The sequence below is a fragment of the Curtobacterium sp. MCBD17_008 genome, assembly GCF_003234475.1.
GTDB lineage: Bacteria > Actinomycetota > Actinomycetes > Actinomycetales > Microbacteriaceae > Curtobacterium.
The window spans coordinates 76355-102765 of record NZ_QKTK01000003.1 but is presented as its reverse complement, the minus strand read 5'-3'; the positions used below and the strand labels follow the sequence as shown (position 1 = coordinate 102765).

The 26411-nt window shown below is 72.4% G+C and carries 24 protein-coding genes; 17 read left to right on the top strand and 7 right to left on the bottom strand.

What is annotated here, in order from left to right:
- Nucleotides 1-42 precede the first annotated feature (42 nt).
- The 4 genes from DEI95_RS03905 to glmM all read left to right on the top strand — a co-directional run bounded on the left by DEI95_RS03905 (nucleotide 43) and on the right by glmM (nucleotide 5583).
- Nucleotides 43-2952 (top strand): ExeM/NucH family extracellular endonuclease, encoded by a 2910-nt coding sequence (locus DEI95_RS03905; RefSeq protein ID WP_111059449.1) that lies wholly within the window; start codon nucleotides 43-45, stop codon nucleotides 2950-2952.
- Nucleotides 2953-3216: 264 nt separating this feature from the next.
- Nucleotides 3217-3663: a 50S ribosomal protein L13 gene (gene rplM / locus DEI95_RS03900; protein WP_110824221.1), complete on the top strand. Its 447-nt coding sequence runs from the start codon at nucleotides 3217-3219 to the stop codon at nucleotides 3661-3663.
- A gap of 38 nt (nucleotides 3664-3701) precedes the next feature.
- Nucleotides 3702-4187, top strand: a complete 486-nt coding sequence (rpsI, locus tag DEI95_RS03895) for a 30S ribosomal protein S9 (RefSeq protein WP_110824220.1) — start codon at nucleotides 3702-3704, stop codon at nucleotides 4185-4187.
- 22 nt (nucleotides 4188-4209) lie between these two features.
- Complete coding sequence (glmM, locus tag DEI95_RS03890; protein ID WP_111059448.1) at nucleotides 4210-5583, top strand: phosphoglucosamine mutase; 1374 nt, start codon at nucleotides 4210-4212, stop codon at nucleotides 5581-5583.
- Between the two features lie 214 nt (nucleotides 5584-5797).
- Here the strand turns inward: glmM and coaA are convergent, their stop codons facing one another.
- Both coaA and DEI95_RS03880 read right to left on the bottom strand, forming a co-directional pair.
- Nucleotides 5798-6742, bottom strand: coding sequence for a type I pantothenate kinase (gene coaA / locus DEI95_RS03885; protein WP_110824218.1), 945 nt, complete (start codon nucleotides 6740-6742; stop codon nucleotides 5798-5800).
- Nucleotides 6743-6828: 86 nt separating this feature from the next.
- Complete coding sequence (locus tag DEI95_RS03880; RefSeq protein ID WP_111059447.1) at nucleotides 6829-7314, bottom strand: glutathione peroxidase; 486 nt, start codon at nucleotides 7312-7314, stop codon at nucleotides 6829-6831.
- A gap of 70 nt (nucleotides 7315-7384) precedes the next feature.
- Between DEI95_RS03880 and glmS the strand changes: the two genes are divergently transcribed.
- From glmS to tsaE, 5 genes are read left to right on the top strand one after another with little or no spacing between them, the layout of a single operon-like run.
- Nucleotides 7385-9232: a glutamine--fructose-6-phosphate transaminase (isomerizing) gene (gene glmS / locus DEI95_RS03875; RefSeq protein ID WP_110889265.1), complete on the top strand. Its 1848-nt coding sequence runs from the start codon at nucleotides 7385-7387 to the stop codon at nucleotides 9230-9232.
- Between the two features lie 6 nt (nucleotides 9233-9238).
- Nucleotides 9239-9637, top strand: coding sequence for a holo-ACP synthase (locus DEI95_RS03870; protein WP_111059446.1), 399 nt, complete (start codon nucleotides 9239-9241; stop codon nucleotides 9635-9637).
- Nucleotides 9634-10737, top strand: coding sequence for an alanine racemase (gene alr / locus DEI95_RS03865; RefSeq protein ID WP_111059445.1), 1104 nt, complete (start codon nucleotides 9634-9636; stop codon nucleotides 10735-10737). The genes DEI95_RS03870 and alr (DEI95_RS03865) overlap by 4 nt, the downstream gene beginning before the upstream one ends.
- Nucleotides 10734-11897 (top strand): alanine racemase, encoded by a 1164-nt coding sequence (gene alr / locus DEI95_RS03860; protein ID WP_181420293.1) that lies wholly within the window; start codon nucleotides 10734-10736, stop codon nucleotides 11895-11897. Before alr (DEI95_RS03865) ends, alr (DEI95_RS03860) begins: the two co-directional genes overlap by 4 nt.
- Before the next feature lie 38 nt (nucleotides 11898-11935).
- Nucleotides 11936-12391 carry a tRNA (adenosine(37)-N6)-threonylcarbamoyltransferase complex ATPase subunit type 1 TsaE gene (gene tsaE / locus DEI95_RS03855; RefSeq protein WP_111059587.1) on the top strand — a complete coding sequence of 152 codons (456 nt, stop codon included), beginning with the start codon at nucleotides 11936-11938 and terminating at the stop codon, nucleotides 12389-12391.
- 386 nt (nucleotides 12392-12777) lie between these two features.
- Here tsaE and DEI95_RS16595 read toward each other — a convergent pair whose 3' ends face one another.
- From DEI95_RS16595 to DEI95_RS03845, 3 genes are all read right to left on the bottom strand, one after another.
- Nucleotides 12778-12942 (bottom strand): hypothetical protein, encoded by a 165-nt coding sequence (locus DEI95_RS16595; RefSeq protein WP_181419461.1) that lies wholly within the window; start codon nucleotides 12940-12942, stop codon nucleotides 12778-12780.
- On the bottom strand, nucleotides 12939-13538 hold the full coding sequence (locus DEI95_RS03850) for a dihydrofolate reductase family protein (RefSeq protein ID WP_110824212.1): 600 nt from the start codon (nucleotides 13536-13538) through the stop codon (nucleotides 12939-12941). Before DEI95_RS03850 ends, DEI95_RS16595 begins: the two co-directional genes overlap by 4 nt.
- Nucleotides 13539-13603: 65 nt before the next feature.
- Nucleotides 13604-14212, bottom strand: a complete 609-nt coding sequence (locus DEI95_RS03845) for a hypothetical protein (RefSeq protein WP_111059443.1) — start codon at nucleotides 14210-14212, stop codon at nucleotides 13604-13606.
- Between the two features lie 172 nt (nucleotides 14213-14384).
- On the opposite strand from DEI95_RS03845, the gene DEI95_RS03840 reads away from it, so the two are divergent.
- The 6 genes from DEI95_RS03840 to DEI95_RS03815 all read left to right on the top strand — a co-directional run bounded on the left by DEI95_RS03840 (nucleotide 14385) and on the right by DEI95_RS03815 (nucleotide 21834).
- Complete coding sequence (locus tag DEI95_RS03840; RefSeq protein ID WP_111059442.1) at nucleotides 14385-15872, top strand: 3' terminal RNA ribose 2'-O-methyltransferase Hen1; 1488 nt, start codon at nucleotides 14385-14387, stop codon at nucleotides 15870-15872.
- Nucleotides 15869-18478 (top strand): polynucleotide kinase-phosphatase, encoded by a 2610-nt coding sequence (locus tag DEI95_RS03835; protein WP_111059441.1) that lies wholly within the window; start codon nucleotides 15869-15871, stop codon nucleotides 18476-18478. Before DEI95_RS03840 ends, DEI95_RS03835 begins: the two co-directional genes overlap by 4 nt.
- A 111-nt stretch (nucleotides 18479-18589) precedes the next feature.
- On the top strand, nucleotides 18590-19210 hold the full coding sequence (gene tsaB, locus DEI95_RS03830) for a tRNA (adenosine(37)-N6)-threonylcarbamoyltransferase complex dimerization subunit type 1 TsaB (protein WP_111059440.1): 621 nt from the start codon (nucleotides 18590-18592) through the stop codon (nucleotides 19208-19210).
- Nucleotides 19207-19746, top strand: coding sequence for a ribosomal protein S18-alanine N-acetyltransferase (gene rimI, locus DEI95_RS03825; RefSeq protein WP_258367442.1), 540 nt, complete (start codon nucleotides 19207-19209; stop codon nucleotides 19744-19746). The genes tsaB and rimI overlap by 4 nt, the downstream gene beginning before the upstream one ends.
- Nucleotides 19733-20788 carry a tRNA (adenosine(37)-N6)-threonylcarbamoyltransferase complex transferase subunit TsaD gene (gene tsaD, locus DEI95_RS03820; RefSeq protein ID WP_110889258.1) on the top strand — a complete coding sequence of 352 codons (1056 nt, stop codon included), beginning with the start codon at nucleotides 19733-19735 and terminating at the stop codon, nucleotides 20786-20788. Before rimI ends, tsaD begins: the two co-directional genes overlap by 14 nt.
- A 98-nt stretch (nucleotides 20789-20886) precedes the next feature.
- Nucleotides 20887-21834: a DUF4190 domain-containing protein gene (locus tag DEI95_RS03815; protein ID WP_111059439.1), complete on the top strand. Its 948-nt coding sequence runs from the start codon at nucleotides 20887-20889 to the stop codon at nucleotides 21832-21834.
- 112 nt (nucleotides 21835-21946) lie between these two features.
- Here DEI95_RS03815 and DEI95_RS03810 read toward each other — a convergent pair whose 3' ends face one another.
- On the bottom strand, nucleotides 21947-23149 hold the full coding sequence (locus DEI95_RS03810; RefSeq protein WP_110889256.1) for a class I SAM-dependent methyltransferase: 1203 nt from the start codon (nucleotides 23147-23149) through the stop codon (nucleotides 21947-21949).
- A gap of 157 nt (nucleotides 23150-23306) precedes the next feature.
- On the opposite strand from DEI95_RS03810, the gene groES reads away from it, so the two are divergent.
- The gene (gene groES / locus DEI95_RS03805) at nucleotides 23307-23603 is read left to right on the top strand and encodes a co-chaperone GroES (RefSeq protein ID WP_110824204.1); all 297 of its coding nucleotides are present in this window, start codon (nucleotides 23307-23309) and stop codon (nucleotides 23601-23603) included.
- A 122-nt stretch (nucleotides 23604-23725) separates the two neighbouring features.
- Nucleotides 23726-24679, top strand: coding sequence for an EamA family transporter RarD (gene rarD, locus DEI95_RS03800; protein ID WP_111059438.1), 954 nt, complete (start codon nucleotides 23726-23728; stop codon nucleotides 24677-24679).
- A gap of 249 nt (nucleotides 24680-24928) precedes the next feature.
- Here the strand turns inward: rarD and DEI95_RS03795 are convergent, their stop codons facing one another.
- Complete coding sequence (locus DEI95_RS03795; RefSeq protein ID WP_110824202.1) at nucleotides 24929-26266, bottom strand: ABC transporter substrate-binding protein; 1338 nt, start codon at nucleotides 26264-26266, stop codon at nucleotides 24929-24931.
- Between the last annotated feature and the right edge of the window lie 145 nt (nucleotides 26267-26411).

The window sequence follows — 26411 nt, the reverse complement described above, 5'->3', positions numbered from 1 at the left end:
ACCGTCGTCGGGATCCCTCTCGACCACGAACCAAAGGTCCTCATGCCCCGAACCGTCGGACGCACCCTGCTGTGCGCCACGGCTGCCGCGACCCTGCTCGCCGCACCGCTCGTCACCGTCACCGCCGCGACCGCGAACCCCGCGGGTACCGGACTCGTCATCGCCGAGGCGTACCTCAAGGGCGGCAGCGCGAACGCGTTCTTCAACCAGAAGTTCGTCGAGATCGCCAACCCGACGGCCAGCCCCGTCACCCTCGGCGGGTGGTCGCTCCAGTACCGGGCGGCGGCCAGCACCGGCGCGTTCAGCACGAGCGCCCTCGAGGGCACCGTCCCCGCGAACGGCACCTTCCTCGTGTCGATGGCGGGCAACGGGGACACGCCCGCCGGGGCCGACCTGCCCGCCGCCGACGACACGGCATCGTTCAACCCGTCCGGGACGACCGGCACGCTCGTCCTCGCCGACCGCACGGCAGCACTGACGCTGCCGGCGGGCCCGGTCACCACGGGCACCGCGGGCGTGGTCGACCTGCTCGGCTACGGGGCGTCGAACACGTTCGAGGGCACGGTCCGCACCGTGACGGGGGCGAACGCGGTGCCGAACGGCCTCGTCCGGGCGGGTACGGCCGACACCGACGTCAACGGCACGGACTTCACCGTCACGACGACGCTGACGCCGCGCAACGCGGCCGGACAGACCGCCGGCGGCGGGGCGACCCCCGCCCCGGGTGACGGCGGCACCACACCACCGGCCACCCCTGCGGTCGCCGCGACCATCCCCGAGATCCAGGGCACGACCGACACCTCGCCGTTCGTCGGCAGGACCGTCGTCACGAGCGGCGTGGTCACGGGCGTGTACGCGACCGGCGGCCTCAACGGCTACACGATCCAGACGCCCGGGACGGGAGGCCCGACCGACCCCGCCACGCGGACCGCGTCCGACGGGCTCTTCGTCTACTCCGCGGCCACCGTCGGTCAGGTCGCGATCGGGGACCACGTCGAGCTCACCGGCACGGTGTCCGAGTTCTCCGGGCTGACCGAGCTCACCGTCGCGAGCGCCGCCGGACTCCGGATGCTCAGCACGCCCGCCGTCGCGCCGCAGCCGGCCGCCGTGGTCTTCCCCCGCACGGACGCCGCGCGGGAGTCCCTCGAGAGCATGCTCGTCGCCCCGCAGGGCTCCTACACGGTCGCCGACAACTACACGACGAACCAGTACGGCGAGATCGCGCTCGCCACGGGGACGGGGCGACTCCTGCAGCCGACCGAGGTCGCCCGTCCGGGCAGCGTCGAGGCCGCCGCGGTCGCCGCCGACAACGCGGCGCGCAAGGTGACGCTCGACGACGGCGCGAGCACGAACTTCCTGCCGCGGGACGGCCAGGACCAGGCCGCCCGCGAGGTCCCGGTGCCGTGGTTGACGAACGCGGGACCGGTCACGGTCGGTGCGACCACGACGTTCACCGCCCCCGTGGTCCTCGACTACCGGAACAACGCCTGGAAGTTCCAGCCGACCACGCCGATCACGGGTGCGACCCCCGCGGCTGACCTGCCCGCCACGTTCTCGGACGTCCGGACCGCGACGCCCGAGGGCGTCGGCGGCGACCTGACGCTCGCTGGGTTCAACGTCCTGAACTACTTCCCGACGACCGGCGACGAGGTGGCCGGCTGCACGTACTACCGGGACCGCGCGGGTGACCCGATCACGGTGGACTCGGGCTGCGACGCCCGTGGTGCTGCCGAGCAGGAGGACCTCGACCGCCAGCAGGTGAAGATCGTGAAGGCGATCAACGCCCTCGACGCGGACGTGGTCTCGCTCGAGGAGATCGAGAACTCGGCCCGCTTCGGCCTGGACCGCGACGCGGCCGTGGCGACCCTCGTCGCCGCCCTCAACGCGGCGACCGGCACCGACACGTGGGCCTACGCGGAGTCGCCCTCCGTCGTGCCGGCCAGCGAGGACGTGATCCGCCTGGCGCTCATCTACAAGAAGGACCGCGTCGCCCCCACCGGCGAGTCGACGATCCTGCTCGACCCCGCCTTCACGAACGCCCGCCAGCCGGTCGCCGACGCCTTCCGTCCGGTCGGCGGCACCGCGGAGGACGACTTCCTCGTCATCGCGAACCACTTCAAGTCGAAGGGCTCCGGCACCGGCGAGAACGCCGACCAGGGCGACGGGCAGGGGGCGTCCAACGCCGACCGCGTGCGACAGGCGCGGGCGCTGGCGACCTTCTCGACCGCCATGCAGGAGCAGTACGGCACCGACAAGACGTTCCTGATCGGTGACTTCAACGCCTACAGCGAGGAGGACCCGATGGTGGTGCTCCGCGACGCCGGGTACACCGACCTCGCCCCGGCGCAGGACGCGTCGGAGTACTCCTACGTGTTCAGCGGCCTGAGCGGGTCCCTCGACCACGTGCTGGCCTCGCCCGCGGCGCTCGCGAGCGTGACCGGCGTGGACATCTGGAACATCAACTCGACCGAGTCGGTGGCCCTGGAGTACAGCCGGTACAACGTGAACGTGTCGGACCTGTACCGCGACGACGTGTACCGCGCCAGCGACCACGACCCGATCCTGGTCGGCTTCGACGTGACCGAGGCCGAGGTGCCGGGTGACCCGACACCGGAGCCCACCCCGACGCCGGAGCCCACCCCGACGCCGGACCCGGGCACAGACCCGACGCCGACCCCGACCCCGACGCCGACGCCGACGCCGGTCCCGGGCGCGGCCGACCCGACCCCGACCCCGGGTGCTGGTGACCCGACCGCGGGCCCCGTCGCCGGTGACGGGGGGACGACCCCGGGCGCGGGCGGGCTGACCGGGACGCCGAGCGCGGGTGACGGCCTGGCCTTCACCGGCGCGGAGATCGGGGGCGGCCTCGCGGCTGCGCTCGCCCTCCTGGCCGCCGGTGGCGGGCTCCTCGCCCTCCGTCGCCGCCGGACGACGGGTGGCGGCGCCGAGTGACGCCGCGCTGACCGCGACCACCGACGGGAGGCGCGAGCCGGGTCCCACCCGGGTCGCGCCTCCCGTCCGTCGTGTGCGGCGAGGCGGGCGCGGTTGACCGAGCGCTCCGACGTCCGCTAGACTCTCACCTTGGTCTGCGCGCTCTGTTGCGCCAGACAGTCAGATGGGCCCTCCACCGGGTCGTTCGCCGGGCGTCTGCCCGCGAGAACGCCCACCGGAGTGGGATTCACGGACTCCTCACCTCGACACGAAAGCAGCACTCCTGTGACTCGTACGTTCTCCCCGAAGCCGGCAGACGTCCAGCACGACTGGATCGTCATCGACGCGACCGACGTCGTGCTCGGCCGCCTCGCTTCGCACGTCGCCGCCCTCCTCCGCGGCAAGCACAAGGCCACCTTCGCCCAGCACATGGACATGGGTGACTACGTCATCATCGTGAACGCCGACAAGGTCGCCCTGACCGGGTCGAAGCTCGCCAAGAAGGTCTACTACCGCCACTCCGGTTACCCGGGCGGCCTCACGGCCACCACCTACCCGGAGATGCTCGAGAAGCACCCGACGCGCGCCGTCGAGAAGGCGATCCGCGGCATGCTGCCGAAGAACACCCTCGGTCGCGAGCAGCTCAAGAAGCTCAAGGTCTACGCAGGCGCTGAGCACCCCCACGCGGCGCAGCAGCCCAAGCCGTACACCTTCGACCAGGTCTCGCAGTAACAGCGGCCACGACGACTTCCAGGAACGAGAAAACACTCATGGCTCAGATCGCTGACTCCATCGACCAGACCCCGGAGACCTTCACCACCGAGAGCGCGCCCGTCGCGTCGGAGGCGGCTCCCCGTCAGATCCTCAACGTCTCGGGCGGTGCCGTCGGTCGCCGCAAGGAGGCCATCGCGCGCGTCCGCCTGGTCCCCGGCTCCGGCACCTTCTCGGTGAACGGCCGCACGCTCGAGGACTACTTCCCGAACAAGCTGCACCAGCAGCTCATCAACGACCCGTTCAAGGTGCTCGAGCTCCTCGGCGCCTACGACGTCACCGCCCGCATCACGGGTGGCGGCCCCTCGGGTCAGGCAGGCGCGCTCCGTCTCGCCATCGCCCGCACCCTGAACGAGATCGACCGCGAGAACAACCGCGCGACCCTCAAGAAGGCCGGCTTCCTCACCCGTGACGCCCGCGTCATCGAGCGCAAGAAGGCCGGTCTCAAGAAGGCCCGCAAGGCGTCGCAGTTCTCGAAGCGCTGATCGCCTGACGGCGGGAGATCGCATGCCGCGTCTGTTCGGTACCGACGGCGTTCGTGGCCTCGCCAACGGCGAGTTGACGGCCGCGCTCGCACTGGGTCTTGCCCAGGCGAGCGCGGCCGTGCTCACGCACGGACACCACGCGGACGCTCGTCGAGCGTCCGGTCGCACGCGCCCCCGGGCCGTGCTCGCGCGTGACCCGCGCGTCTCCGGCGAGTTCCTGGGTGCCGCCGTGGCAGCCGGGCTCGCCTCCGCCGGCGTCGACGTCCTCGACGCCGGGGTCATCCCCACCCCCGCAGCGGCGTACCTGGTCGCGGACGTCGACGCCGACTTCGGCGTGATGATCTCCGCCTCGCACAACCCCGCCCCGGACAACGGGATCAAGTTCTTCGCCGCTGGTGGTCGCAAGCTGCCGGACGAGGTCGAGGACCGCATCGAAGCGGCCATGCACGACCAGTCCGCACCGACCCCCACCGGTGCCGAGGTCGGGCGCATCACGCGCTTCGCCGACGCCGAGGACCGCTACGTGGTCCACCTGCTCGGCACGCTGCCGCACCGACTCGACGGGATCCACGTCGTGCTCGACTGCGCCAACGGTGCCGCCTCCGGGGTCTCGCCCGAGGTGTTCGTCAACGCGGGTGCGAAGGTCACGCTCATCGGTGCCGACCCGAACGGCATCAACATCAACGACGGCGTCGGCTCGACCCACATCGACAACCTCGCGCGCGCGGTCCTCGAGGCCGGCGCCGACGTGGGCATCGCGCACGACGGTGACGCCGACCGCTGCCTCGCCGTGGACGCCGACGGCAACGCGGTGGACGGCGACCAGATCATGGCGATCCTCGCGCTGTCCCTCAAGGAGCGCGGACGCCTGGTCGACGACACCCTCGTCGCCACGGTGATGTCGAACCTCGGGCTCAAGCGGGCCATGGCGGACGCGGGCATCACGGTCCTCGAGACCGGTGTCGGGGACCGGTACGTCCTCGAGAAGATGACCGAGGGCGGGTTCTCGCTCGGTGGCGAGCAGTCCGGCCACATCATCTTCAGCGACTACGCGACGACCGGCGACGGGGTCCTGACGGGCCTCCACCTCGTGGCGGAGATGGCGCGCACCGGCAAGACGCTCGGTGAGCTCGCCGCGTGCATGACGGTGTTCCCGCAGGTGCTCCTCAACGTGAAGGGCGTCGACCGCCACGGGCTCGACGACCAGGGCGTCCAGGACGCTATCACCGCCGCCACCGACGCACTCGGTGACTCCGGTCGCGTGCTGCTGCGTCCCTCCGGCACGGAGCCGGTCGTCCGCGTGATGGTCGAGGCGGCCTCGCAGGAGGACGCCCAGCGCGTCGCCGAGGAGCTCGCCGACGTCGTGCGTGCGCGCCTGACGCTCGACGCCGCGTAGCCGCGCGGGCTCGGGCCTGCGTCGGCCGCGCCGGCCGCGCCGGCCGCGCGCGCCCCGCTGGCGTGGATCGCATCCGCACAACAGAAGCCCGTCCGAACTGCGCACTCGCGTGGTTCGGACGGGCTTCTGTTGTGCGGGGACGGCAGACACCGCGGGACGGCAGGCACCGCGGGGACGGCAGGCACCGCGGGACGGCAGGCACCGCGGGACGCGGTCAGATCTTGCGGAGCAGGACGCTCGTCACCTTGTGGTCGGCGGCCTTCTTGAGCACGAGGGTCGCCCGGGAGCGGGTCGGCAGGACGTTCTCGAGCAGGTTCGGCTCGTTGATCGCCCGCCACACCTCGGTCGCGGTGCGGACGGCGTCCTCGCGGGACAGCTCGGCGAAGCGGTGGAAGAACGAGTCCGGGCTCGAGAACGCCTGCTCCTGCAACGCCAGGAACCGGTCGACGTACCAGGACTCGATGTCCTTCGTCTTCGCGTCGACGTAGATCGTGAAGTCGAACAGGTCGGACAGGGCCAGGCGTCCGTGCACCGGTGGCGCGAGCACGTTCAGCCCCTCGACGATGAGGATGTCCGGCTGCCGCACGACGATCTCCGCGTCGGGCACGATGTCGTAGACCAGGTGCGAGTAGTACGGCGCCCGGACCTCGGCGGCACCGCTCTTCACGTTGCTGACGAACCGGAGGAGCGAACGACGGTCGTACGACTCCGGGAAGCCCTTGCGGTCCATGATCCCGCGGCGCTCGAGTTCCGCGTTCGGGTACAGGAAGCCGTCGGTCGTCACGAGCTCGACGCGGGGGGTGTCCGGCCACCGCTTCGTCAGCTCGCGGAGGAGGCGCGCGACGGTGCTCTTGCCGACCGCGACCGACCCGGCGACGCCGATCACGAACGGGGTCCGGCTCGCACGCTCGCCGAGGAACCGGCTCGTCTCGGCGTGCAGGTCGCGTGCGCCGGCGGCGTACAGCGTCAGGAGCCGGGAGAGCGGCAGGTAGACGTCCTGCACCTCGGTGATGTCGAGGCGGTCGCCCAGGCCGCGCAGCTGCACGATCTCGGTCTCGGTGAGGGAGAGGTGCTCCTTCGGCGCGAGCTGCGACCACTCGTCCCGGGGGATCTCCACGAAGGGAGTGGGGTGCGCGACGGTCGTCTCCGGGATCGGCATGGGGTCGAGCGTACCCAGCCGGGAGGCCCGACAACCGCCCGCGACGACGGTCCGGTGGAGCGAGCCTCCCGTCCGGCACCCGCCCGTCAGGCGGGGAGTGCCGCTTCGATGGCGGCGACGACCTCGGGAGCGTCCGGCTTCGTCGTCGGCCGGAAGCGCGTGACCGTGCCGTCCGGCGCCACGAGGAACTTCTCGAAGTTCCACGCGACGCGACCGGCCTTGCCCGCAGCGTCCGGCGTCTGCTTCAGCTCCTTGTAGAGCGGGTGCGCGCTGCCGCCGTTCACCTTGACCTTCTCGGACATCGGGAAGGTCACGCCCCAGGTGGCGGAGCAGTACTCCTCGATGGCCTCCGACGAACCGAGTTCCTGGAGGAACTGGTTGCTCGGGAAGCCGAGGACGGTGAAGCCCCGCGGCCCGTAGGTCCGCTGGAGTTGCTCGAGCTGTTCGTACTGCGGGGCGAGGCCGCAGCGTGACGCGACGTTCACCACGAGCACGGCTTTGTCGGCATACGAGCCGAAGGTGGTCTGCTCGCCCTGCAGGGTGGTGATGGCGATGTCGTCGAAGCGTCCCATGGTCGGAAGCTACCCCCGCCTCCGGGGCGGCTCGCAGGGTGCTCCCGGCACTGCCCGTAGGATCGGTCCCATGTGTGGAATCGTCGGCTACGTCGGCAGCAACAGCAGCACGGACGTCCTCCTCGGGGGCCTCCGCCGTCTCGAGTACCGCGGCTACGACTCGGCGGGCATCGCCGTGATCGACCCCGCCGGTGACATGACCTCGGCGAAGAAGGCCGGCAAGCTCCAGATGCTCGTCGACGAGCTCGAGGCGAACCCCGTCCCCGACGGCGGCACCGGCATCGGCCACACCCGCTGGGCGACCCACGGCGGCCCGACCGACGGCAACGCGCACCCGCACCTGGCCGACGGCGGCAAGCTCGCCCTCATCCACAACGGCATCATCGAGAACTTCGCCCCGCTCAAGGACGAGCTGCTCGCCGAGGGTGTCACCTTCGAGAGCGAGACCGACTCCGAGGTCGCCGCGCACCTCGTCGCGCGCGAGTTCCGCGAGACGCACGACCTGACCGAGGCGATGCGACGCACGGTGGCCCGCCTCGAGGGCGCGTTCACCCTGCTCGTCGTGCACGCCGACCAGCCGGGCGTCGTCGTCGGCGCCCGTCGCAACTCGCCCCTCGTGGTGGGTCTCGGCGACGGCGAGAACTTCATGGGTTCGGACGTCGCCGCGTTCGTCGCGTACACGCAGCGGGCCCTGTCGATCGGTCAGGACGAGATCGCCACGATCCGTCCGGACGGCGTCGACGTCATCCACTTCGACGGCACCCCTGCCGAGCCGAGCGAGTTCGAGGTGAACTGGGACGCCTCCGCCGCCGACAAGGGCGGATGGTCCTCGTTCATGGCGAAGGAGATCAGCGAGGAGCCCGAGGCCGTGCGCAACACGATCCTCGGCCGCGTGCACGAGGGCGCGATCACGCTGACCGACCTCGACCCGATCGCCGAGCGGCTGCAGCAGGTGGACCGCGTCATCGTCATCGCCTGCGGGACCGCGGCCTACGCCGGCATGCTCGGCAAGTACGCGATCGAGCAGTGGGCACGCGTCCCCGTCGAGGTCGAGCTCGCGCACGAGTTCCGCTACCGCGACCCGGTGCTCGACGACCGCACCCTGGTCGTCTCCATCAGCCAGTCCGGCGAGACGATGGACACGCTCATGGCCGTCAAGTACGCCCGCGAACAGGGCGCGCAGGTCCTCTCGATCTGCAACACCCAGGGCGCCACGATCCCGCGCGAGTCCGACGCGGTGATCTACACGCACGCCGGACCGGAGGTCGCGGTCGCGTCGACGAAGGCGTTCCTGGCGCAGGGCGTCGCGCTGTACCTGCTCGGCCTGCACCTCGCCACGCTCCGCGGCACGCTGACCGCCGAGCAGATCGCCACCCAGGTCGCCGAACTGGAGGGACTGCCGGAGAAGCTCCAGCAGACCATCGAGGACGCCTCCGGTGTCGCCGAGCTGGCCAAGTGGATGGCGGACACCCGGAGCGTGCTGTTCCTCGGCCGCCACGTCGGGTACCCGATCGCCCTCGAGGGCGCCCTCAAGCTCAAGGAGCTCGCGTACATCCACGCCGAGGGCTTCGCCGCCGGTGAGCTCAAGCACGGTCCGATCGCGCTCATCGAGCCCGGCCAGATCGTCTTCGTCATCGTGCCGTCCCCGCGCGACGCCCGCTCGCTGCACCCGAAGGTCGTGTCGAACATCCAGGAGATCCGCGCCCGCGGCGCCCGGGTGATCGCCATCGCGGAGGAGGGCGACGCCGCCGTGCTGCCCTTCGCCGACGAGGTCCTCCGGATCCCGCTCGCGACGCCCCTGTTCGAGCCGCTGCTCGCCGTGGCACCGCTGCACATGTTCGGCATGGAGCTCGCCGCGGCCAAGGGCCTGGACGTCGACCAGCCGCGCAACCTCGCGAAGTCGGTCACCGTCGAGTAGTCGGACGTGATCATCGGCATCGGGGTCGACGTGGTCGACCTGGAACGGTTCGAGCGGGTGCTCGCACGGACGCCCGCGATGCGGACGCGGCTGTTCACCGACGCCGAGCAGCTGCGCGACGGTAAACCCCGTCCGATCGCGTCGCTCGCCGCCCGGTTCGCCGCGAAGGAGGCGCTCGTGAAGGCCTTCGGGTCGAGCGCCGGGCTGAGCTGGCGTGAGCTCGAGGTCGTCGCGGACGACCAGCGCAACCCGTCGCTCACGCTGCACGCCGGCGCCCAGCGGGTCGCGGACGACCGGGGCGTCTCGCACGTGCACCTCTCGCTGTCCCACGACGGCGGGATCGCGACGGCGTTCGTCGTCATCGAGGGCCGGGACCGGCCCGCAACGGAAGGAGCGGCCGCGTGAGCGCGTTCACGGGGGTGACCGTCGACCGGGAGGCTGTCATCGCCAACTACGCGACGGTCGCGGAACAGGTCGCTCCGGCGGGCGTCATCGGCGTGGTGAAGGCGGACGGGTACGGCCACGGTGCCGTCGAGGTCGCCCGCGCACTGGTCGACGCCGGCGCGGACTGGCTCGGCGTCGCCGACCTCGACGAGGCGGTGGCGCTCCGGCAGGCCGGGATCGACGAGGGCGTCCGCATCCTCGCGTGGCTGCACGCCCCCGACGAGGACTTCCGCCGCGCGGCCCGGTACGGGATCACCCCGGCGGTGTCGAGCGTCGAGCAGCTCTCGACCGCGGCCGACGCCGACGTCCCGGCCGTGCACCTCGTCCTGGACACCGGCCTGAGCCGCAACGGCGCCGTCGAGTCGGAGTGGCCCGAACTCTTCGCGACCGCGGCGGCACTGGCCCGCGGTGGGGACCGCACCCGGATCGAGGGGGTCATGTCCCACCTGTCGAACGCGTCGCGCGTGGACGACCTCGACCAGGACGCCGCACTGCAGCGGGCACTGGACGGTCTGGCGGCGGTCGGGATCCGGCCGGAGGTCGTGCACCTCGCCGCGAGCGCCGGCAGCCTGGCGCTCCCGGAGACCCGGCGCGACCTGGTCCGGGTCGGACTCGCGCTGTACGGGCTCAGCCCGTTCCCGGACCGCACCTCGGCCGACCTCGGACTCCGTCCCGCCATGCGGGTGACCGCCGCGGTCCTCCGGATCGTCCCCGTGCCCGCGGGTGACGGTGTCTCGTACGGGTACACGTGGCGTGCCGAGCACGACACCCGGCTCGCCGTGATCGGTCTCGGGTACGCGGACGGGTTCGACCGCGGTGCCGGAGGCGCCGTGTCCGTCCGCATCGGTGACCGTCGGTTCCCGGTCGTCGGCCGGATCGCGATGAACGCGATGCACATCGACATCGGGGACGCCGACGTCTCCGTCGGGGACGAGGCCGTGGTCTGGGGCGACCCCGCGAACGGCGACCCGGCGGTGGAGGAGTGGGCCGACGCGATCGGCACGATCAACTACGAGATGGTCGCCAGGGTCGGCCGCAGCGTGGAACGGAGGACGACGTGAGCGCACCACTCCGCCGCGCGGTCATCGACCTGGACGCCTACCGCGCCAACCTGGACCTCGTCCGCTCGTGGATGGACCCCGTCGAGCTGATGGCGGTCATGAAGGCCGACGCGTACGGCCACGGGCTCGAGGCCATCGCCCTGACCGCGGTCGACGCCGGCATCCGGTGGATCGGGGTCTTGACGGTCCCGGCTGCCCTGCGCCTCCGGTCGATCGGCGTCGGCGAGGACGTCCGGCTGTTCACGTGGCAGCACGACCCCGGCCTGGACTTCCGGGACGCGGTCGACTCCGGCGTCGACCTCGGCGTCTCGGACGTCGCCGAGTTGCAGCGCATCGTGGCCGCGGTCGACCACCGACCGGCCCGGGTGCACCTCGGCGTCGACAGCGGCCTGCACCGGGACGGCGCGACCGCCGACGCCTGGCCGGCGCTGGTGGAGGCCGCCCGGGACGCGCAGCGCGACGGGCGCATCGAGGTCGTCGCGGCGTACACGCACCTGGCCGAGTCGTCCGACGAGGACGACGCAGCTGCCGTGGCGCACTTCGACGCGATGGTGGAGCAGGCCGAGGACCTCGGGCTCGACATCCGCTGGGAGCACGTCGCCGCCTCGCTCGCCGGGCTCGAGCGCAAGGAGTTCCGGAAGGACATGGTCCGGATGGGGGCGAACCTGTTCGGCATCCCGGGCGCCGACGGGGTCACCGCCGCCGATCTCGGTCTGACACCGGTCATGACGGTCACGAGCTCCGTCGCGAAGACGAAGCGCGTCCCCGCCGGCACGGGCGTCTCCTACGACTACACGTACCGCACCGACGCCGAGACCACCCTGGCGCTCGTCCCGGTCGGCTACGCGGACGGCGTGGCGCGGGCGGCGCAGGGGCGCGTCGAGGTGGCGGTCAACGGCACGCGGTACCCGATCGCCGGCCGGGTCGCCATGGACCAGTTCCTGGTCGACGTCGGTGACGACGACGTCCGCGTCGGCGACCCGGTGACCCTGTTCGGCACCGGCGAGGACGGCGAGATGACCGTCCTGGAATGGGCGAGCGCGATCGACACGATCGGCGAGGAGGTCGTCTGCCGGATCGGGAGCCGGGTCCAGCGCGTCCACGAGGGGCACTCGGCCGAGGGACGTGTCGGCGCCTACCTGCGTGGGGAGCGGGCGTGACCGTCCTGCTCGACACCACGGTGGACACGACGGAGCAGATGGGCGCGCTCGGCGCACGGCTCGCGGCGGTCCTGCGCGCCGGTGACCTCGTCGTGCTGACCGGGCCGCTCGGCGCCGGCAAGACCACGATGACCCGCGGCCTCGGCGCAGCACTCGGGGCGCGGGGGCAGGTGTCGAGTCCGACGTTCGTGCTCGCGCGCACCCACCCGACGACGGCCGGACCGGACCTGGTGCACGTCGACGCGTACCGCCTGTCCGACCCGGTGGAACTCGACGACCTGGACCTCGACTGGGACGGCTCGATCGTCGTCGTCGAGTGGGGCCGGGGCATGGTCGACGGGGTCAGCGACAGCGTCCTCGACGTCGAGATCGTCCGCGCGACCGGCGGTGCCGCCGGGGCCGGGGACGACGTCGACCCCGACGACGTCCCGGACGAGCCGCGCCGCGTCGTCGTCACCGGCAGCGGCCCGCGTTGGCAGGGCATCACCCTCTGACCCGCGTCCCGTCCCCGGGACGGGTGTCCGCGGCGGGTCCCCGGCGTCCGCCGGACGGGAGGCCCGTGAACCGCACCGACGTCCGTGACGCCGGGCGGGCCTCCCGTCCGGGGCACGCGGAGATCGGCCAACTCGCTCGAAACGCTTGGGTATCGAGCGCAGACGGCGTAGCGTCGCCCGCGCTACACCGCGGACCCTGGCCGCGGATGCCCGATCCCTGTTCCCGGGCTGACCTCGTCGTGACCACGCGTCGTACCCGACGGCGTCGTAGCGCGAGGGCGCTCGTCGCGGAGACCCGAACCTGCCGCGAGCGCCCTCGACCCTCGCCCGACGGGTCCGACGGGTCCGACGGGTCCGACGTCCGGGTCGTGGGGGCGCAGGGCGCGTCAGCGGCGCTGGCGGCCGAGCAGCACGATGCCGAGCAGCACCAGTGCCGACACGACGAGGACCACGGTGACGAACAGCCCTGTCACGTCGGTCGCGCCACCGTCGTCGCACGGCACGGCATCGGACACACAGGACGCCGCGGCGTGCAGTACGGCCGTCGTCACGCGGACGCTCCCCGGACCGCGTACCGGTGCAGGGTGACCCCGTTGTCGAACGCGCGCTGTTCGAGGAGGTCGAGCAGCAGGGGCGCCGGGACCGGCTCGTCGAAGAGCGGTCGACCGCTGCCGAGGACCGCGGGGTGCGTGTACAGCAGGAGCTCGTCGACGAGCCCCGCGGCGAGCAGCTGCGTGGCGAGGGTCGCGCCGCCGACCGCGATGTCCCCCTCGGACTCCTGCCGCAGGGCCGCGAGCTGTGCGATCGCGTCGTCACCGCCGATGACCCGGGTGTGGTGGTCGGCCGTCGTCCTGGTCCGCGACACCAGGACCTTCGGGATGTCGGTCCAGATGTGCCCGAACTCGCGGAACCACTCCGGCAGCGAGTCGTCGTCGCGCGCGTCCGGCCAGAACGGGTCCATCATGTCGCGGACGACGCGGCCCTCGACGAACATCGTCATCGCGCGGGCACGGTCGTTGAACTCGCGGTGCAGGGGGCCGTCGATGTGGAGCCAGTCGGGCCCCTCGAGGCCGCTGTGGTCGCCGCGGTCCCGTTCGATGAGCAGGTCGAGCGAGACGTTCATCCAGTACACGAAGCGCGCGGGCATCGGGACTCCTCCGTCGATGGCGGAACGGTACCGCCGAGCACTGCGCTCGGCAAGAGACCGATCGGTCAGGGCCGACCGGGTCGGCTCCGCAGCCCGCAGCTGCGCCGCTCGAGGTCCGCGAGGGCCGCGATCGTCGCCGGGTCCCGCTCCCGCCACCGGTCGACGACACCGGGGCCGAGCGCGGTCACGGCATCGCGCCCGACGAGTGCCCGGAGTGCCAGGACCTCGGTCCCGTCCGGTCCACGGTCGACCTCGCGGGTGGCGGTCGCGGCACGGACGAACCGCCCACGGGTGCGCGTCCAGACGAGGAGCAGGACCACGACGAACACGACGGTGAGGCCGCCGCCGACGAGGTGCGCCAGGTGGACGGCGGTGTCGTGCTGCTGCGCTCCCGCGGCCGCCACGGCGCCGGCGTGCTCGCTCGCCCTCCGCAGGGGCGCACTCACGGCGTCGCCGGCGAGGGGGATGTCCGCGAGGGCCCGTGCGGTCGCCGACAGCTGCCGCTGGAACGCCGAGCCCTCGTCCTGCACCCGGGTGCCGATGGACGCGAGCCGTTCGATCGAGCCGGCGACCTCCCTGCCGACCACCACGGTGAGGACCAGACCGACGAGGACGAGGAGGTCGGCGACGACCTGGCGGACACGTCGGACCGGTCGGCTGTCGTACACGACCATCACGGGCCTCCTGTCCGGGTCGACCGGTGCCGGACGTGGCTGGTCGGTCGACGTCCCAGTCTGCTGGTGCCGCCTGTGCTCCCGGTCCGCCACGTCGTCGTACTAGGCTCGCTCTCCGGCCTCGACCCCGCCGGACGGCAGGACGCCGGACGACGACGATCGGAGGCCACGGATGCTCGTGACCATCACCACCCGGGGCGAGGCCGCGCCGGACCTCTCGCACCTGCTCCACAAGCACCCCGGGCGCGCGCAGTCGTTCGACCTCAGCGTGGGGACGGCGCACGTCTTCTACCCCGCGGACACGGCGACCACGTGCACCGCGGCCCTGCTCCTCGAGGTCGACGCGATCGCCCTCGCCCGGAGCAAGCGGTACGGCGCCGATGCGCAGGCCCTCTCGCGGTACGTGAACGACCGGCCCTACGCGTCGACGTCGATGCTCGCGCTCGCGATCGGGCAGGTGTTCCGGAGCGCCATGGGCGGTCGGAGCGCCTCCCGGCCGGAGCGCGCCGCGGCGCCGATGGACCTCGAACTCGCCCTCACCAGCGTGCCGAGCGAGGTCGACGAGCACGGGACGGGGCTCGCGACGCGGTTGTTCACGCCGCTCGGGTGGACCGTCGAGGAGGCCCGGCGTCCGCTCGACGAGACCAGGCCCGAGTGGGGCGACGCCGCCACGGTCGGGCTCCGCCTCCGCGGACAGGTCCGGCTCGCCGACGCGCTGCGGCAGCTGACCGTGCTGCTGCCGGTCCTCGACGACGCGAAGCACTACTGGGTCGGCGACGACGAGGTCGGCATGCTCCTCCGCCGCGGCGAGGGCTGGCTCGCGGCCCACCCGCTCCGCGAGCTCATCACAACCCGCTCGCTGGCGCACCAGCGCGGGCTCGTCGACGACGCGACCACGCGCCTCCTCGGCGTCGACGCGGACCTCGACGCCGGGGTCGCGGACGGCGGGAGGGGCGACGGTCCGGGAGGCACGGCAGCCGTCGACCCGGCACCTCCAGTCGACGACGTGGCCGCCGAGACGCCGTTGTACCGGCGTCGTGCGGACGCGGTGCTCACGGCACTCGCCGACGTCCGGGCCCGCACGGTCGCCGACGTCGGCTGCGGTGAGGGCGCCCTGCTCCGGCGCCTCTTCGCCGACCGGTCCTTCACGACGCTCATCGGCACCGACGTGGCGCCGCGGGAGCTCGCCCGCGCCGAGCGTCGGCTGCGGCTGGACGACGTCAGCGACGAGCAGCGCGCCCGCGTCCGGTTGCTGCAGTCCTCGGTGACGTACTCCGACGACCGGATCGCCGGGCTCGACGCGGTCGTCCTCATGGAGGTCGTCGAACACGTCGACCCCGAGCGGCTGCCGGCCCTCGAGGCCTCGGTGTTCCAGGCCGCACGGCCCGGTGCGGTCGTCGTCACGACACCGAACGCGGAGCACAACGTCCGCTACGAGCACCTGGCGGCCGGGCACTTCCGGCACCCCGACCACCGGTTCGAGTGGACCCGCGCCGAGTTCCGGGCCTGGGGGCAGGCCGTCGGCGACCGGCACGGGTACACCGTCGAGTTCCGACCCGTCGGCGACGACGACCCCGAGGTGGGCCCGCCCACGCAACTCGCCCTGTTCCGCCGTACGACGACGACCAGCACCAGCACCGCGACCGGAGGCACCGCATGACCGCCCTGCCGATCCCCACCATGTCCCTCGTGCTGCTCGTGGGGACGAGTGGCTCCGGCAAGTCCACGTTCGCCGCGCAGCACTTCGGCCGGTTCGAGACGCTGTCGAGTGACTTCTTCCGCGGGCTCGTGTCGAACGACGAGAACGACCAGGCCGCGACCCCCGCCGCGTTCGACGCGCTGAAGCACGTCGCTGCGCAGCGACTCCGCGCGGGGCTGCTGACCGTGGTCGACGCCACGAACGTGCAGCCGGAGTCCCGCCGCGACCTCGTCCGGCTCGCCCGTGAGCACGACGTCCTGCCCGTCGCGATCGTGCTCGACGTCCCGGAGGCCCTGTGCGTCGCCCGCAACGCGGCCCGCACCGACCGGGAGTTCGGCGCCGACGTGGTCCGCCGCCAGCAGGGGCAGCTCCGCCGCGGACTGAAGGGGCTCGGCAAGGAGGGCTTCCGCCGCGTGCACGTCCTGCACGGGGAGGACGAGATCGCCGCCGCGACGATCGTCCGCGAGCCGCTGCTCAACGACCGGACGGAGGAGCACGGTCCCTTCGACGTCATCGGCGACGTGCACGGCTGCCGGTCCGAGCTCGAGTCGCTGCTCGGACGCCTCGGCTGGTCGCTCGTGCGTGACGACGCCGGGCGGCCCGTCGACGCCGTCCACCCCGACGGCCGCCGAGCGGTGTTCCTCGGCGACCTCGTCGACCGCGGTCCGGACACCCCGGGCGTCCTCCGCCTCGTGATGGGCATGGTGCGGAACGGCCACGCCCTCGCCGTGCCGGGCAACCACGAGGACAAGCTCGTCCGCGCGCTCGACGGCCGCAAGGTGCAGACCGGTCACGGCCTCGCCGAGACGCTCGCGCAGCTCGCCGAGGAGCCGGAGGACTTCCGCACCGAGGTCCGCGAGTTCTGTCGAGCCCTCGTGGGGCACCTCGTGCTCGACGACGGCCAGCTGGTCGTGGCACACGCCGGCCTGAAGGAGCAGTACCAGGGCCGGGCCTCCGGGCGGGTCCGCTCCTTCGCGCTGTACGGCGACACAACCGGTGAGAGCGACGAGTACGGGCTGCCGGTGCGGCTGCCGTGGGCCGACGACTACCGCGGCCGGGCCATGGTCCTCTACGGTCACACGCCGACAGTCGACGCCGAGTGGATCAACGGCACGATGTGCCTCGACACCGGGTGTGTGTTCGGCGGGAAGCTCTCCGCGCTCCGCTACCCGGAGCGCGAGGTCGTCCAGGTGGACGCCGAGCGCGTGCACCACGAACCCGCCAAGCCGCTCGAGCCGTTGCGCACGTCGGCGACGGGGGCCGACGGGACGGACGGTGGACGTGCCTCCAGTCCGGCCGGGAGGCCCACCGTCGCCTCCGCCTCGCCCCGTCGCGTCCGCGGGCTGCTCCCGATCGAGGACGTCACCGGCAAGCAGGTCGTCGAGACCCGGCACCTCGGACGGGTCGGCATCCGCGCCGAGAACGCCGCCGGCGCGCTCGAGGTGATGAGCCGCTTCGCGGTCGACCCGCGGTGGCTGCCGTACCTGCCGCCGACGATGAGTCCGGTGGCGACGTCCGCACGCCCCGACCACCTCGAGCACCCGGACGAGGCGTACGCGTACTACCGGGGCCAGGGCGTCGACACGGTCCGGATGGAGGAGAAGCACATGGGCTCCCGGGCCACCGTGCTCCTCACCAGGGACCCGGCGCGCTTCGACGCCCCGGCGGGCTGGCGCGGAGTCGTGACCACGCGCACCGGCCGGGCGTTCTTCGACGAGACCGGCACCGAGACGTTCCTGTCCCGGGTCGACGCCGCGGTCGATGCGGCCGGGCTGTGGGCGGAGCTCGACTCCGACTGGGTGCTCCTCGACGGCGAGGTGCTGCCGTGGGCGGTCAAGGCCGAGGGCATGATCCGCGACTGGTACGCCGAGGTGGGTGCAGCAGCGGCCGGGGCGTTCCCCGCGACACTGACGGCGCTCGCCGCGGCCCGTGACGCCGGCGTGGACGTGACGGACCTGCTGGCCCGGACGGAGCAGCGAGCGGTCGACGCCGCCGCGTACACCGAGTCCTACCGGCGCTACGCGGCGCCCGCGACCGGGATCGACGACGTGCGGTTCGCGCCCTTCCAGGTCCTCGCGGCCGAGGGGCGGACGTTCGCGGACCGGCCGCACGGCTGGCACATGGAGGTGGCGGGACGCCTCGCCGCCGCCGCTCCCGGTGTCGTCCGTGCCACGCGGTCGCTGCTCGTGGACGTACACGACGACGTGTCCCGCGCCGCCGGGGTCGACTGGTGGCAGGAACTGACCGGTGCCGGGGGTGAGGGCGCCGTCGTGAAGCCGGAGTCGAACCTCACGCCCGGGCCGAAGGGGCTCGTGCAGCCGGGCGTGAAGGTCCGCGGCCGCGAGTACCTGCGGATCATCTACGGGCCGGAGTACACGGAACCGGCGAACCTGGCGCGCCTGAAGGACCGGGACCTCGGCCACAAGCGGTCGATGGCGCTGCGGGAGTACGCCCTCGGGCTCGAGTCACTCGCGCGCTTCGTCGATCGGGAGCCGCTGTGGCGGGTGCACCAGCCCGTGTTCGGGGTGCTGGCGATGGAGTCGGAGGCGGTGGACCCGCGGTTGTGACCGGGCCGGTCGGGCACGGTCCTCGCTGAGCGACAGTGTTCGCGGCCGCTGCCCCGCGGACCGTCGCTCAGCACGAACGACCCGTCACGGCACCGCGCCTACGATGGACGAGTGCTGCTCGCGATCGACACCTCCGCCGGGACCTCCGTCGCCGTCGTCGACCCGACGACCGGGCAGGTCCTCGCCGAGCGCGCGACCGACGACACCCGTCGGCACGCCGAGGTGATCGGCCCGTTCCTCGACGAGGTCCTGCGCGCCGCCGAGGTCACCCCGTCGGCCGTCACGGGCGTCGTCGCCGGCATGGGTCCCGGCCCCTTCACCGGCCTCCGCGTCGGGATCGCCGCCGCCCGCACCTTCGCAGCCGCACGCGCCGTCCCGTTCCTCCCGCTCGTCAGTCACGACGCGGTCGCGACGGGGGAGCCCGGGCCGCTCGTCGTCCTCACCGACGCCCGCCGCCGCGAGGTCGCCTGGAGCGCCTACGACGCCGACGGCACGCGCGTCGCAGGTCCGGGACTCGCGAAGCCGGCAGACCTGGACGACGTGCTGCGGGCCTCCCGTCCGGAGGCCGTCGACTGGCGGCGCGTGACGGCCGCGACCATCCCGGCCGGGAGGCTCGGGGTGCTGGCCGCGGACCGGCTCGCCTCCGGCGCACCCCTGGCCGCCGACACCCCGGTCTACCTGCGCGAACCCGACGTGACGATGCCGGGAGCGCCGAAGCGGGTGGCCCGGTGACCGCCGTGCTGCCCGACGGACTGCGGCTCCGTCGCGCGCACCCGCAGGACCTCGACGACGTCATGTGGCTCGAGCAGGTCTCGTTCCCGACCGATGCCTGGTCGGCCTCGCAGATGTCCGGTGAGTTGCACTCCCCGCACGGGTACTACGTCGTCATCGAGACCATCGAGGAGGGCACCGCACCGACGGTCGTCGGGTACGCCGGGCTGTCCTCGCTGCCTGGCAACCCGGTCGCGGACGTGCAGACCATCGCGGTCGCGGCCGAGCACCGCGGCAAGGGCCTCGGCCGGGTGCTGTTCACGGAACTCCTCGACGAGGCACGTCGCCGCGGGGTGCACGAGGTGTTCCTCGAGGTCCGCGCGGACAACCCCGTGGCGCAGGCGATGTACACGGCGGCCGGGTTCGAGCAGATCGCCGTCCGGCCGCGGTACTACCAGCCCGACGGCGTCGACGCGTGGGTGATGCGCGCCGAATCCGTGCCGGACGCCACCGGACCGGGACCGATCGGACAGGAGGCGCTCGATGACCGCGGCTGAACCACTGGTGCTCGGCATCGAGACCTCGTGCGACGAGACCGGCGTCGGCATCGTGCGCGGGACCACCCTGCTCGCGAACGTCATCGCGTCGAGCATGGACGAGCACGCCCGCTACGGCGGCGTCGTGCCCGAGGTCGCCGCACGGGCGCACCTCGAGGCGATGACGCCGACCCTGCACCAGGCGCTCGAGCAGGCCGGGGTCACCCTCGACGAGCTCGACGCCGTCGCCGTCACCGCCGGGCCGGGGCTCGCGGGCGCGCTCATGGTCGGTGTCGGCGCGGCGAAGGCGCTCGCCGTGGCGACCGGCAAGCCGCTGTACGGCGTGAACCACCTCGTCGGGCACGTCGGCGCGGACGTCCTGCGCACGGACGGCTCCGAGATCGAACTCCCGACCGTGGCGTTGCTCGTCTCGGGCGGCCACACCTCGCTCCTGCTCGTCCGGGACCTGGTCGGCGACGTGGAACTGCTCGGCGAGACGATCGACGACGCCGCGGGTGAGGCGTTCGACAAGGTCGCCCGGCTCCTCGGCCTGCCGTACCCCGGCGGACCCCAGATCGACCGCGCGGCAGCCGAGGGCGACCCGACGGCCATCCGGTTCCCCCGGGGTCTGACGCTGCCGAAGGACATGGCGGCACACCGCTACGACTTCTCGTTCTCCGGACTGAAGACCGCCGTCGCCCGGTGGGTCGAGCGCTGCCGAGACGAGGGTCGCGAGGTCCCCGTCGCCGACGTCGCCGCGAGCTTCCGCGAGGCCGTCGTCGACGTCCTGCTGACCAAGGCGCTCGCCGCCTGCCGGGACACCGGTGTCGAGCGGCTGCTGCTCGGCGGCGGGGTCGTCGCGAACGCGCGGCTGCGGCAGGTGGCGGAGGAGCGCTGCGCTGCAGCCGGGGTCGCACTGCGGATCCCGCCGTTCGACCTCTGCACCGACAACGGCGCGATGATCGCCGCCGTCGGTGCGCGGCTCGTGACCGAGGGGCACGCCCCGAGCGACCTCGGCATCGCGGCGGACTCGACCCTGCCGGTCACCACGGTCCAGGTCTGACGGGCGCCGGCCCGGGCCGCTCCAGCTCCTGAACGACGCAGGGAGCCGTGTGGGAGGATCGGTGCCGGTGGTCGACCGGCCACCGGGAGGGGTGACACGTGTCCGATCAGAACGACCGATCGAAGCCGGACGAGACGCCGGACCGCGCGTCGGGTCAGGAGTCGAACCAGCCTGCGGCGTCCGCGTCGACCGAGCCGGAGCGCGGGCACGACCCGGCGGCGCGGGACCCGTTCGCGTCCTCCGGCCAGGGGTCGGCAGCGCAGGGGGTCACGGACCCGGCGGGCGACCCGAGCGGACGTGCGGCCTCCTCCGGGCAGCCGACCAGCGGGCAGCAGAGCCCGTACGCGACGCCCGGTCAGTCCGGGTCGCACGCGGCGTACGGCTCGCAGGCGGGCCAGTACGGCTCCCACCAGGCTGGCCGGTACGGCTCGCAGAACCAGTACGGCGCGCAGCAGGCAGGCTCGAACCAGTACGGCTCGCAGCAGGCCGGGCAGGGCCAGTACGGCTCGCAGAACCCGTACGGCGCGTCGAACCCCTACGGCGGGCAGAACCCCTCGGGGTCCCAGGGCCAGTACGGCGGACAGAAGGCCTCGAGCCAGTCGCCCTACGGCCAGCAGCCCCACGGCCAGCAGCAGTACGGCCAGCAGTCGTACGGCGCCCAGCAAGGAACCGCGGCCGGCTACAACCCGTACGCGGCCTCGAGCCCGTACGCCTACGGGCAGCAGCAGAAGACGAGCGTGCTCGCGATCCTGTCGATCGTCTTCGCCTTCGGCGGACTCCTGTTCGGGCCGCTCACCATCCTGACCAGCCCCGCCGGCGCGATCATGGGGCACGTGGCCCTCGGACGCATCAAGCAGACCGGTGAGCAGGGGCGCGGCCTCGCCCTCGCCGGCATCATCGGCGGCTGGATCATCACCGCGCTGGCCGTGATCGGCGTCGTGGGGTTCATCCTGTTCGCGGTCTTCGCCTCCCAGAACCCGAACTACGGGGGCTACGACGACTACAACGGCTACGACACCAGCAGCACGGCTGCCGTCATCGCCTGACCTGCTCGACGTGCGGCTCCGCAGGACGACCGCACCGGACGACGACGGGGCACCGCCACCACGGCGGTGCCCCGTCGTCGTGTGTCGCGCAGCGCAGCAGCACCCGGACCGGTCAGCCGGCCACGTCGGTGAGGCGCTCGCACAGGACTGCGGTGTGGCGGCCCTCCAGTCTGGTGAGCACGAGCGTGACGCGACCCCGCCCGCGCAGTCGCAGGCGCTTGCGGAACTCGGCCGGGTCCACGTCCACCCCGCGCTTCTTGATCTCGACGGTCCCGATGTCGTCCGCCGCCAGTCGTGCCGCCAGCCGCTTGACGTCGAGCGGCATCGTGTCGAGCACGCGGAACGCCTGCGCGAACGGTGTCCCGACCGCCCGGTCACTCGTCACGTAGGCGATGCCCTCGGAGAGCATCCGGCCGTCGATCGACCGCGCCAGGTCCCCGATGAGCCGGGCGCGGATGACGGCGCCGTCGGGTTCGTAGAGGTACGCACCGAGAGGCCCGACCTCGACGTCCTCGGCGTCGGCGGCTCCCGTGAGTTCGGCGATGCCGTGCGGACCGATGACGGTCGCTGCCCGTCGGACTCCGGGACGGGCGAGCGGACCGAACCACAGGGCGAGTTCGACGACCTCGCGGTCGACGGACGTCCACTGCGCCTCGGCGGTGTCGGGGATCAGGTCGCGGTCGATGCCCGGGCCGAGCTTCACGCCGGTCGGGGTCGTCGTCGCGGCGGCGAACACGGTGTCGAGCGAGGGCGACCAGTCGTCCGGGTCGGCGAGTCGTCGGGTGTCCGAGTGCCCGCTCGTCCGCCGGGCCGGGTCCATCCAGACCCCGTCCACGGAGCTGACGTCGAACGTGGCGGCGTCCCCGAGCTCGACGCGGGCGTTCGGCCACGGTGCGAGGTTGTGCGTCGCGACGGCCGCGGTCACCTCGTCCCGGTCGACGGCGGTGACGTCGAGGTCGAGCGCCGCCATCGCGAGCGCGTCCCCGCCGATCCCGCAGCCGAGGTCCGCGACCCGCTGCAGGCCGGCGGCGGCGAAGCGCCCGGCGTGCTGCGCGGCCACCTGCAGCCGCGTGGCCTGTTCGAGCCCGGCCTCGGTGAAGAGCATGCGCGCCGCGAAGTCACCGAACTTGCCGCGGGCCTTCTGCCGGAGCTTCGCCTGGGTGAGGACCGCCGCGACGAGTGCGGGGTCGTGCCCCTCGGCCCGGAGGCGGGACACCACCCGGACGATCTCGCCGCCGTCCGAGACCGAGGGCGTACGGTCGAGCAGGTCCATCCCCGCCGGGGTCAGCAGCTGGGTCAGTTCGGCGGCGTCCATGCCCCGATCCTCCCAGGCGCGGGCAGAGCGGGCGCGCTGGCACTCGGATTGACCGAGTGCCAGTGACGTCCTACAGTTGGGGTTGGCACTCTCCCCAGGGAAGTGCCAACCCGGTTTTCGTCAGTACCGAACACGTACCGAGAAAGAAGAGGTCACCGTGGCCGTCAGCATCAAGCCGCTCGAAGATCGCATCGTCATCCGCCAGGTGGAGGCGGAGCAGACCACCGCTTCCGGTCTGGTCATCCCGGACACCGCGAAGGAGAAGCCCCAGGAGGGCGAGGTCGTCGCCGTGGGTCCGGGTCGCATCGACGACAACGGCAACCGCGTGCCGCTCGACGTCGCCGTCGGCGACAAGGTCATCTACTCGAAGTACGGCGGCACCGAGGTCAAGTACTCGGGTGAGGACCTCCTCGTCCTCTCCGCCCGCGACGTCCTCGCGGTCATCGAGAACTGACATCTGCTCCACGAACGCCCCGTCGGCCTGGCCGGCGGGGCGTTCGTCGTCCTGCGGACGCGGTGACCGCCGGGAGGCCCGGTGCGCCCGCGTCCGTCGGTCCGCCTTCCTAGGATGGTTCCGTGAGTGAACCGAGTCCCACGCATCCGGCGCGCAGCGAGGCATCCGTCGGCGTGGTGCAGGCCCTCGTCGCGTACGGGCTCTGGGGACTCATGCCCCTGCTCTTCGCGGCCATGGCCCCGGCGGGCGCGTTCGAGATCGTGTCGTGGCGGATCGTCTTCGGCCTGGTGTTCTGCGCCGTGGCCATCCTCGCGACCCGCTCGTGGCCGCGCACCCGGTCCCTGCTCGTGCAGCCGCGGGTGATGGGCATCATGGGCATCGCCGCCGGGCTCATCCTGGTGAACTGGACCGTGTACGTGCTCGCGACCACCACGGGGCACACCGTCGAGGCGGCGCTCGGCTACTTCATCAACCCGCTCGTCACGATCGCGCTCGGCGTGGTGGTCCTCCGCGAACGCCTCCGACCCCTGCAGTGGACCGCCGTCGGCGTCAGCGTCCTGGCCGTCGTCGTCATCGCGGTCGGGTACGGACGGATGCCGTGGATCTCGCTGGCGCTGGCGTTCTCGTTCGGGACGTACGGTCTCGTGAAGAAGCGCGTGGGCGGCACGGTCGATGCACTCAGCGGGCTGACGATCGAGACCGTGTGGTTGCTCCCGCTCGCGGTGGGGGCGCTCGTCGTGCTCGGCGTCACCGGGCTCGGCGGCGGGGTCACGTTCACGAGCGAGGGCTGGGTGCACACCCTCGTCGCGGTGCTGACCGGGCCGGCGACCGCGGTGCCGCTCCTGCTCTTCGCGTCCTCGGCCCGTCGGGTGAGCCTGTCGACCCTCGGGCTGACGCAGTACCTCGCACCCGTGATGCAGCTGCTGGTGGGGGTGCTCGTGCAGCACGAGCCGATGTCGGTCTCGCGGTGGATCGGCTTCGGGATCGTCTGGTTGGCGCTCGTGCTGCTCACCGTCGACTCGTTCACCGCTGCGCGGCGGGGTGCGCGACCCGACGCCGTACCCGAGCCGGCCTGAGCCGGCGGGGGCGGGGCGGGCCTCCCGGCCGGCGAGCGAGTCGCGCCTGCGGGACGCGCCTGTCTGTCCCTGACGCCGCTTCGATGTCGAGACGCCGCGTTGTTCCGCGTCGTCTCGACCGTTCGGCGGCGTGACGTGCTGACGCCGGTGTCTCCGCGCTCCCGCCCGCAGCCGAGCCGCCCGCATGCCCCGCGCACGCGAACGGCCCCCGGGAGCAGCTGCTCCCGGGGGCCGTCGGTCGGGCGGGTGTTACTTCGAGACCGAGCCCTGGATGGCGCTCTGGTACACGGGCTTGTTGTCGCCGTCGAACTTGTAGATGCCGATGTAGGCGCTCGACGGGTCGTTCTTGGAGTCGAACGGACCGATGCCGGACGGACCGGTGTAGTGGATGTCCTCACCGTCGTCGAGGAGGTCCTTGCAGTCCTTGAACGTCGAGCACTCGGTGCCGCCGTCGGCCCCGGAGACCGCAGCCATGTTGGCCTGGATCGTGCCGGAGTCGGTGCCCTTGCCCTTCACCGCGGCGAGGGCGGCGAGGGTGGTGGCGTCGTAGGACTCGGCCGCGTACGAGAAGTCGGCGAGGTCCTTGTTCGAGGACTTCTTGTAGAAGTCGACGAGGCGCTTCTTCAGGTCGTCCTTCGGGCTGGCACCGGGGATGGTGCCCTGCGCGCCCTCGAGGGTGCCCTTGTCGAAGTCCTTCGAGTAGTCCGCCGTGTTGCCGTCGGACATGTAGATCTTCGCCTTGTTCCCCTGCGAGACGAGCTCGGGGATGATCGACTTCGTCTCGTCGAAGGCCAGCACGACGATCGCGTCGGGCTCGGTCGCGAGTGCTGCGGTCACCTCGGACGAGAACGTGGTCTGTCCGGGCGGGAACTCCTGGCCCTTGCCCTTGGCGCCGTAGACGACCTGGCCACCGGCGGACTCGACGGCCTCCTGGACCGAGTTGCGGAGGCCGGTGCCGTACGTGTCGTTGAAGACGAGGAACGCGACCTTGGCGTTGCCGTCACCCGTGACGAGCTGGCCCAGCGCGGAACCCTGGACGGAGTCCGGCGGAGCGGTGCGGTAGTAGTGCGACGAGTAGCCGGACAGGTCGGTCGCCGTGTTCGCCGGCGAGATCTGCACCATGCAGTTGCTCGTGAGCTGGTCGATCACGTTGAGCGTGACCGAGGACGACTCGGCACCGATGACGACCGGGACCTTCGCGTCCACGAGCTTCGTCGCGGCGGAGCTCGACACGGTCATGTCGTTGCTGTCGCCGGAGTCGGTGGCGGGGTCGATGGTGACGTCCTCGTCGAGCACACCACCCGCGGCGTTGATGTCCTCGACGGCGAGGCCGACGCCGGACTCGGCCGGCGGGTTGAGGTAGGCCAGCGACCCGGTCAGCGGCAGGATCGTACCGATCTTCAGCGGGTCGGTGCTGGGCGACGAGGGGGCCTCGCAGCTCGCGGCCGGGTCCTTCTTCGCGCCGCCGGCCTTGGCCGACTCGGACGCGCCGTCACCGGCGTTGCTCGAGGTGGAGCAGCCGACGAGGAGCACCGCTGCCGCTCCCGCCAGTGCCAGCGCCGTGGTGGCGCGGGTGGTTCTGATCATCCGTGGAACCCTTTCTCTGCGCGGAGGCCCTACCGCATCGGGTCGAGCGCGGCGTCTCCGCGTGGGATTGAGGAGAAAACTAGGGTCGATGTGTTTCGCCCGTGTGACGGAAGTACACACCTGGGTGTTTCGTTACATACCCGTG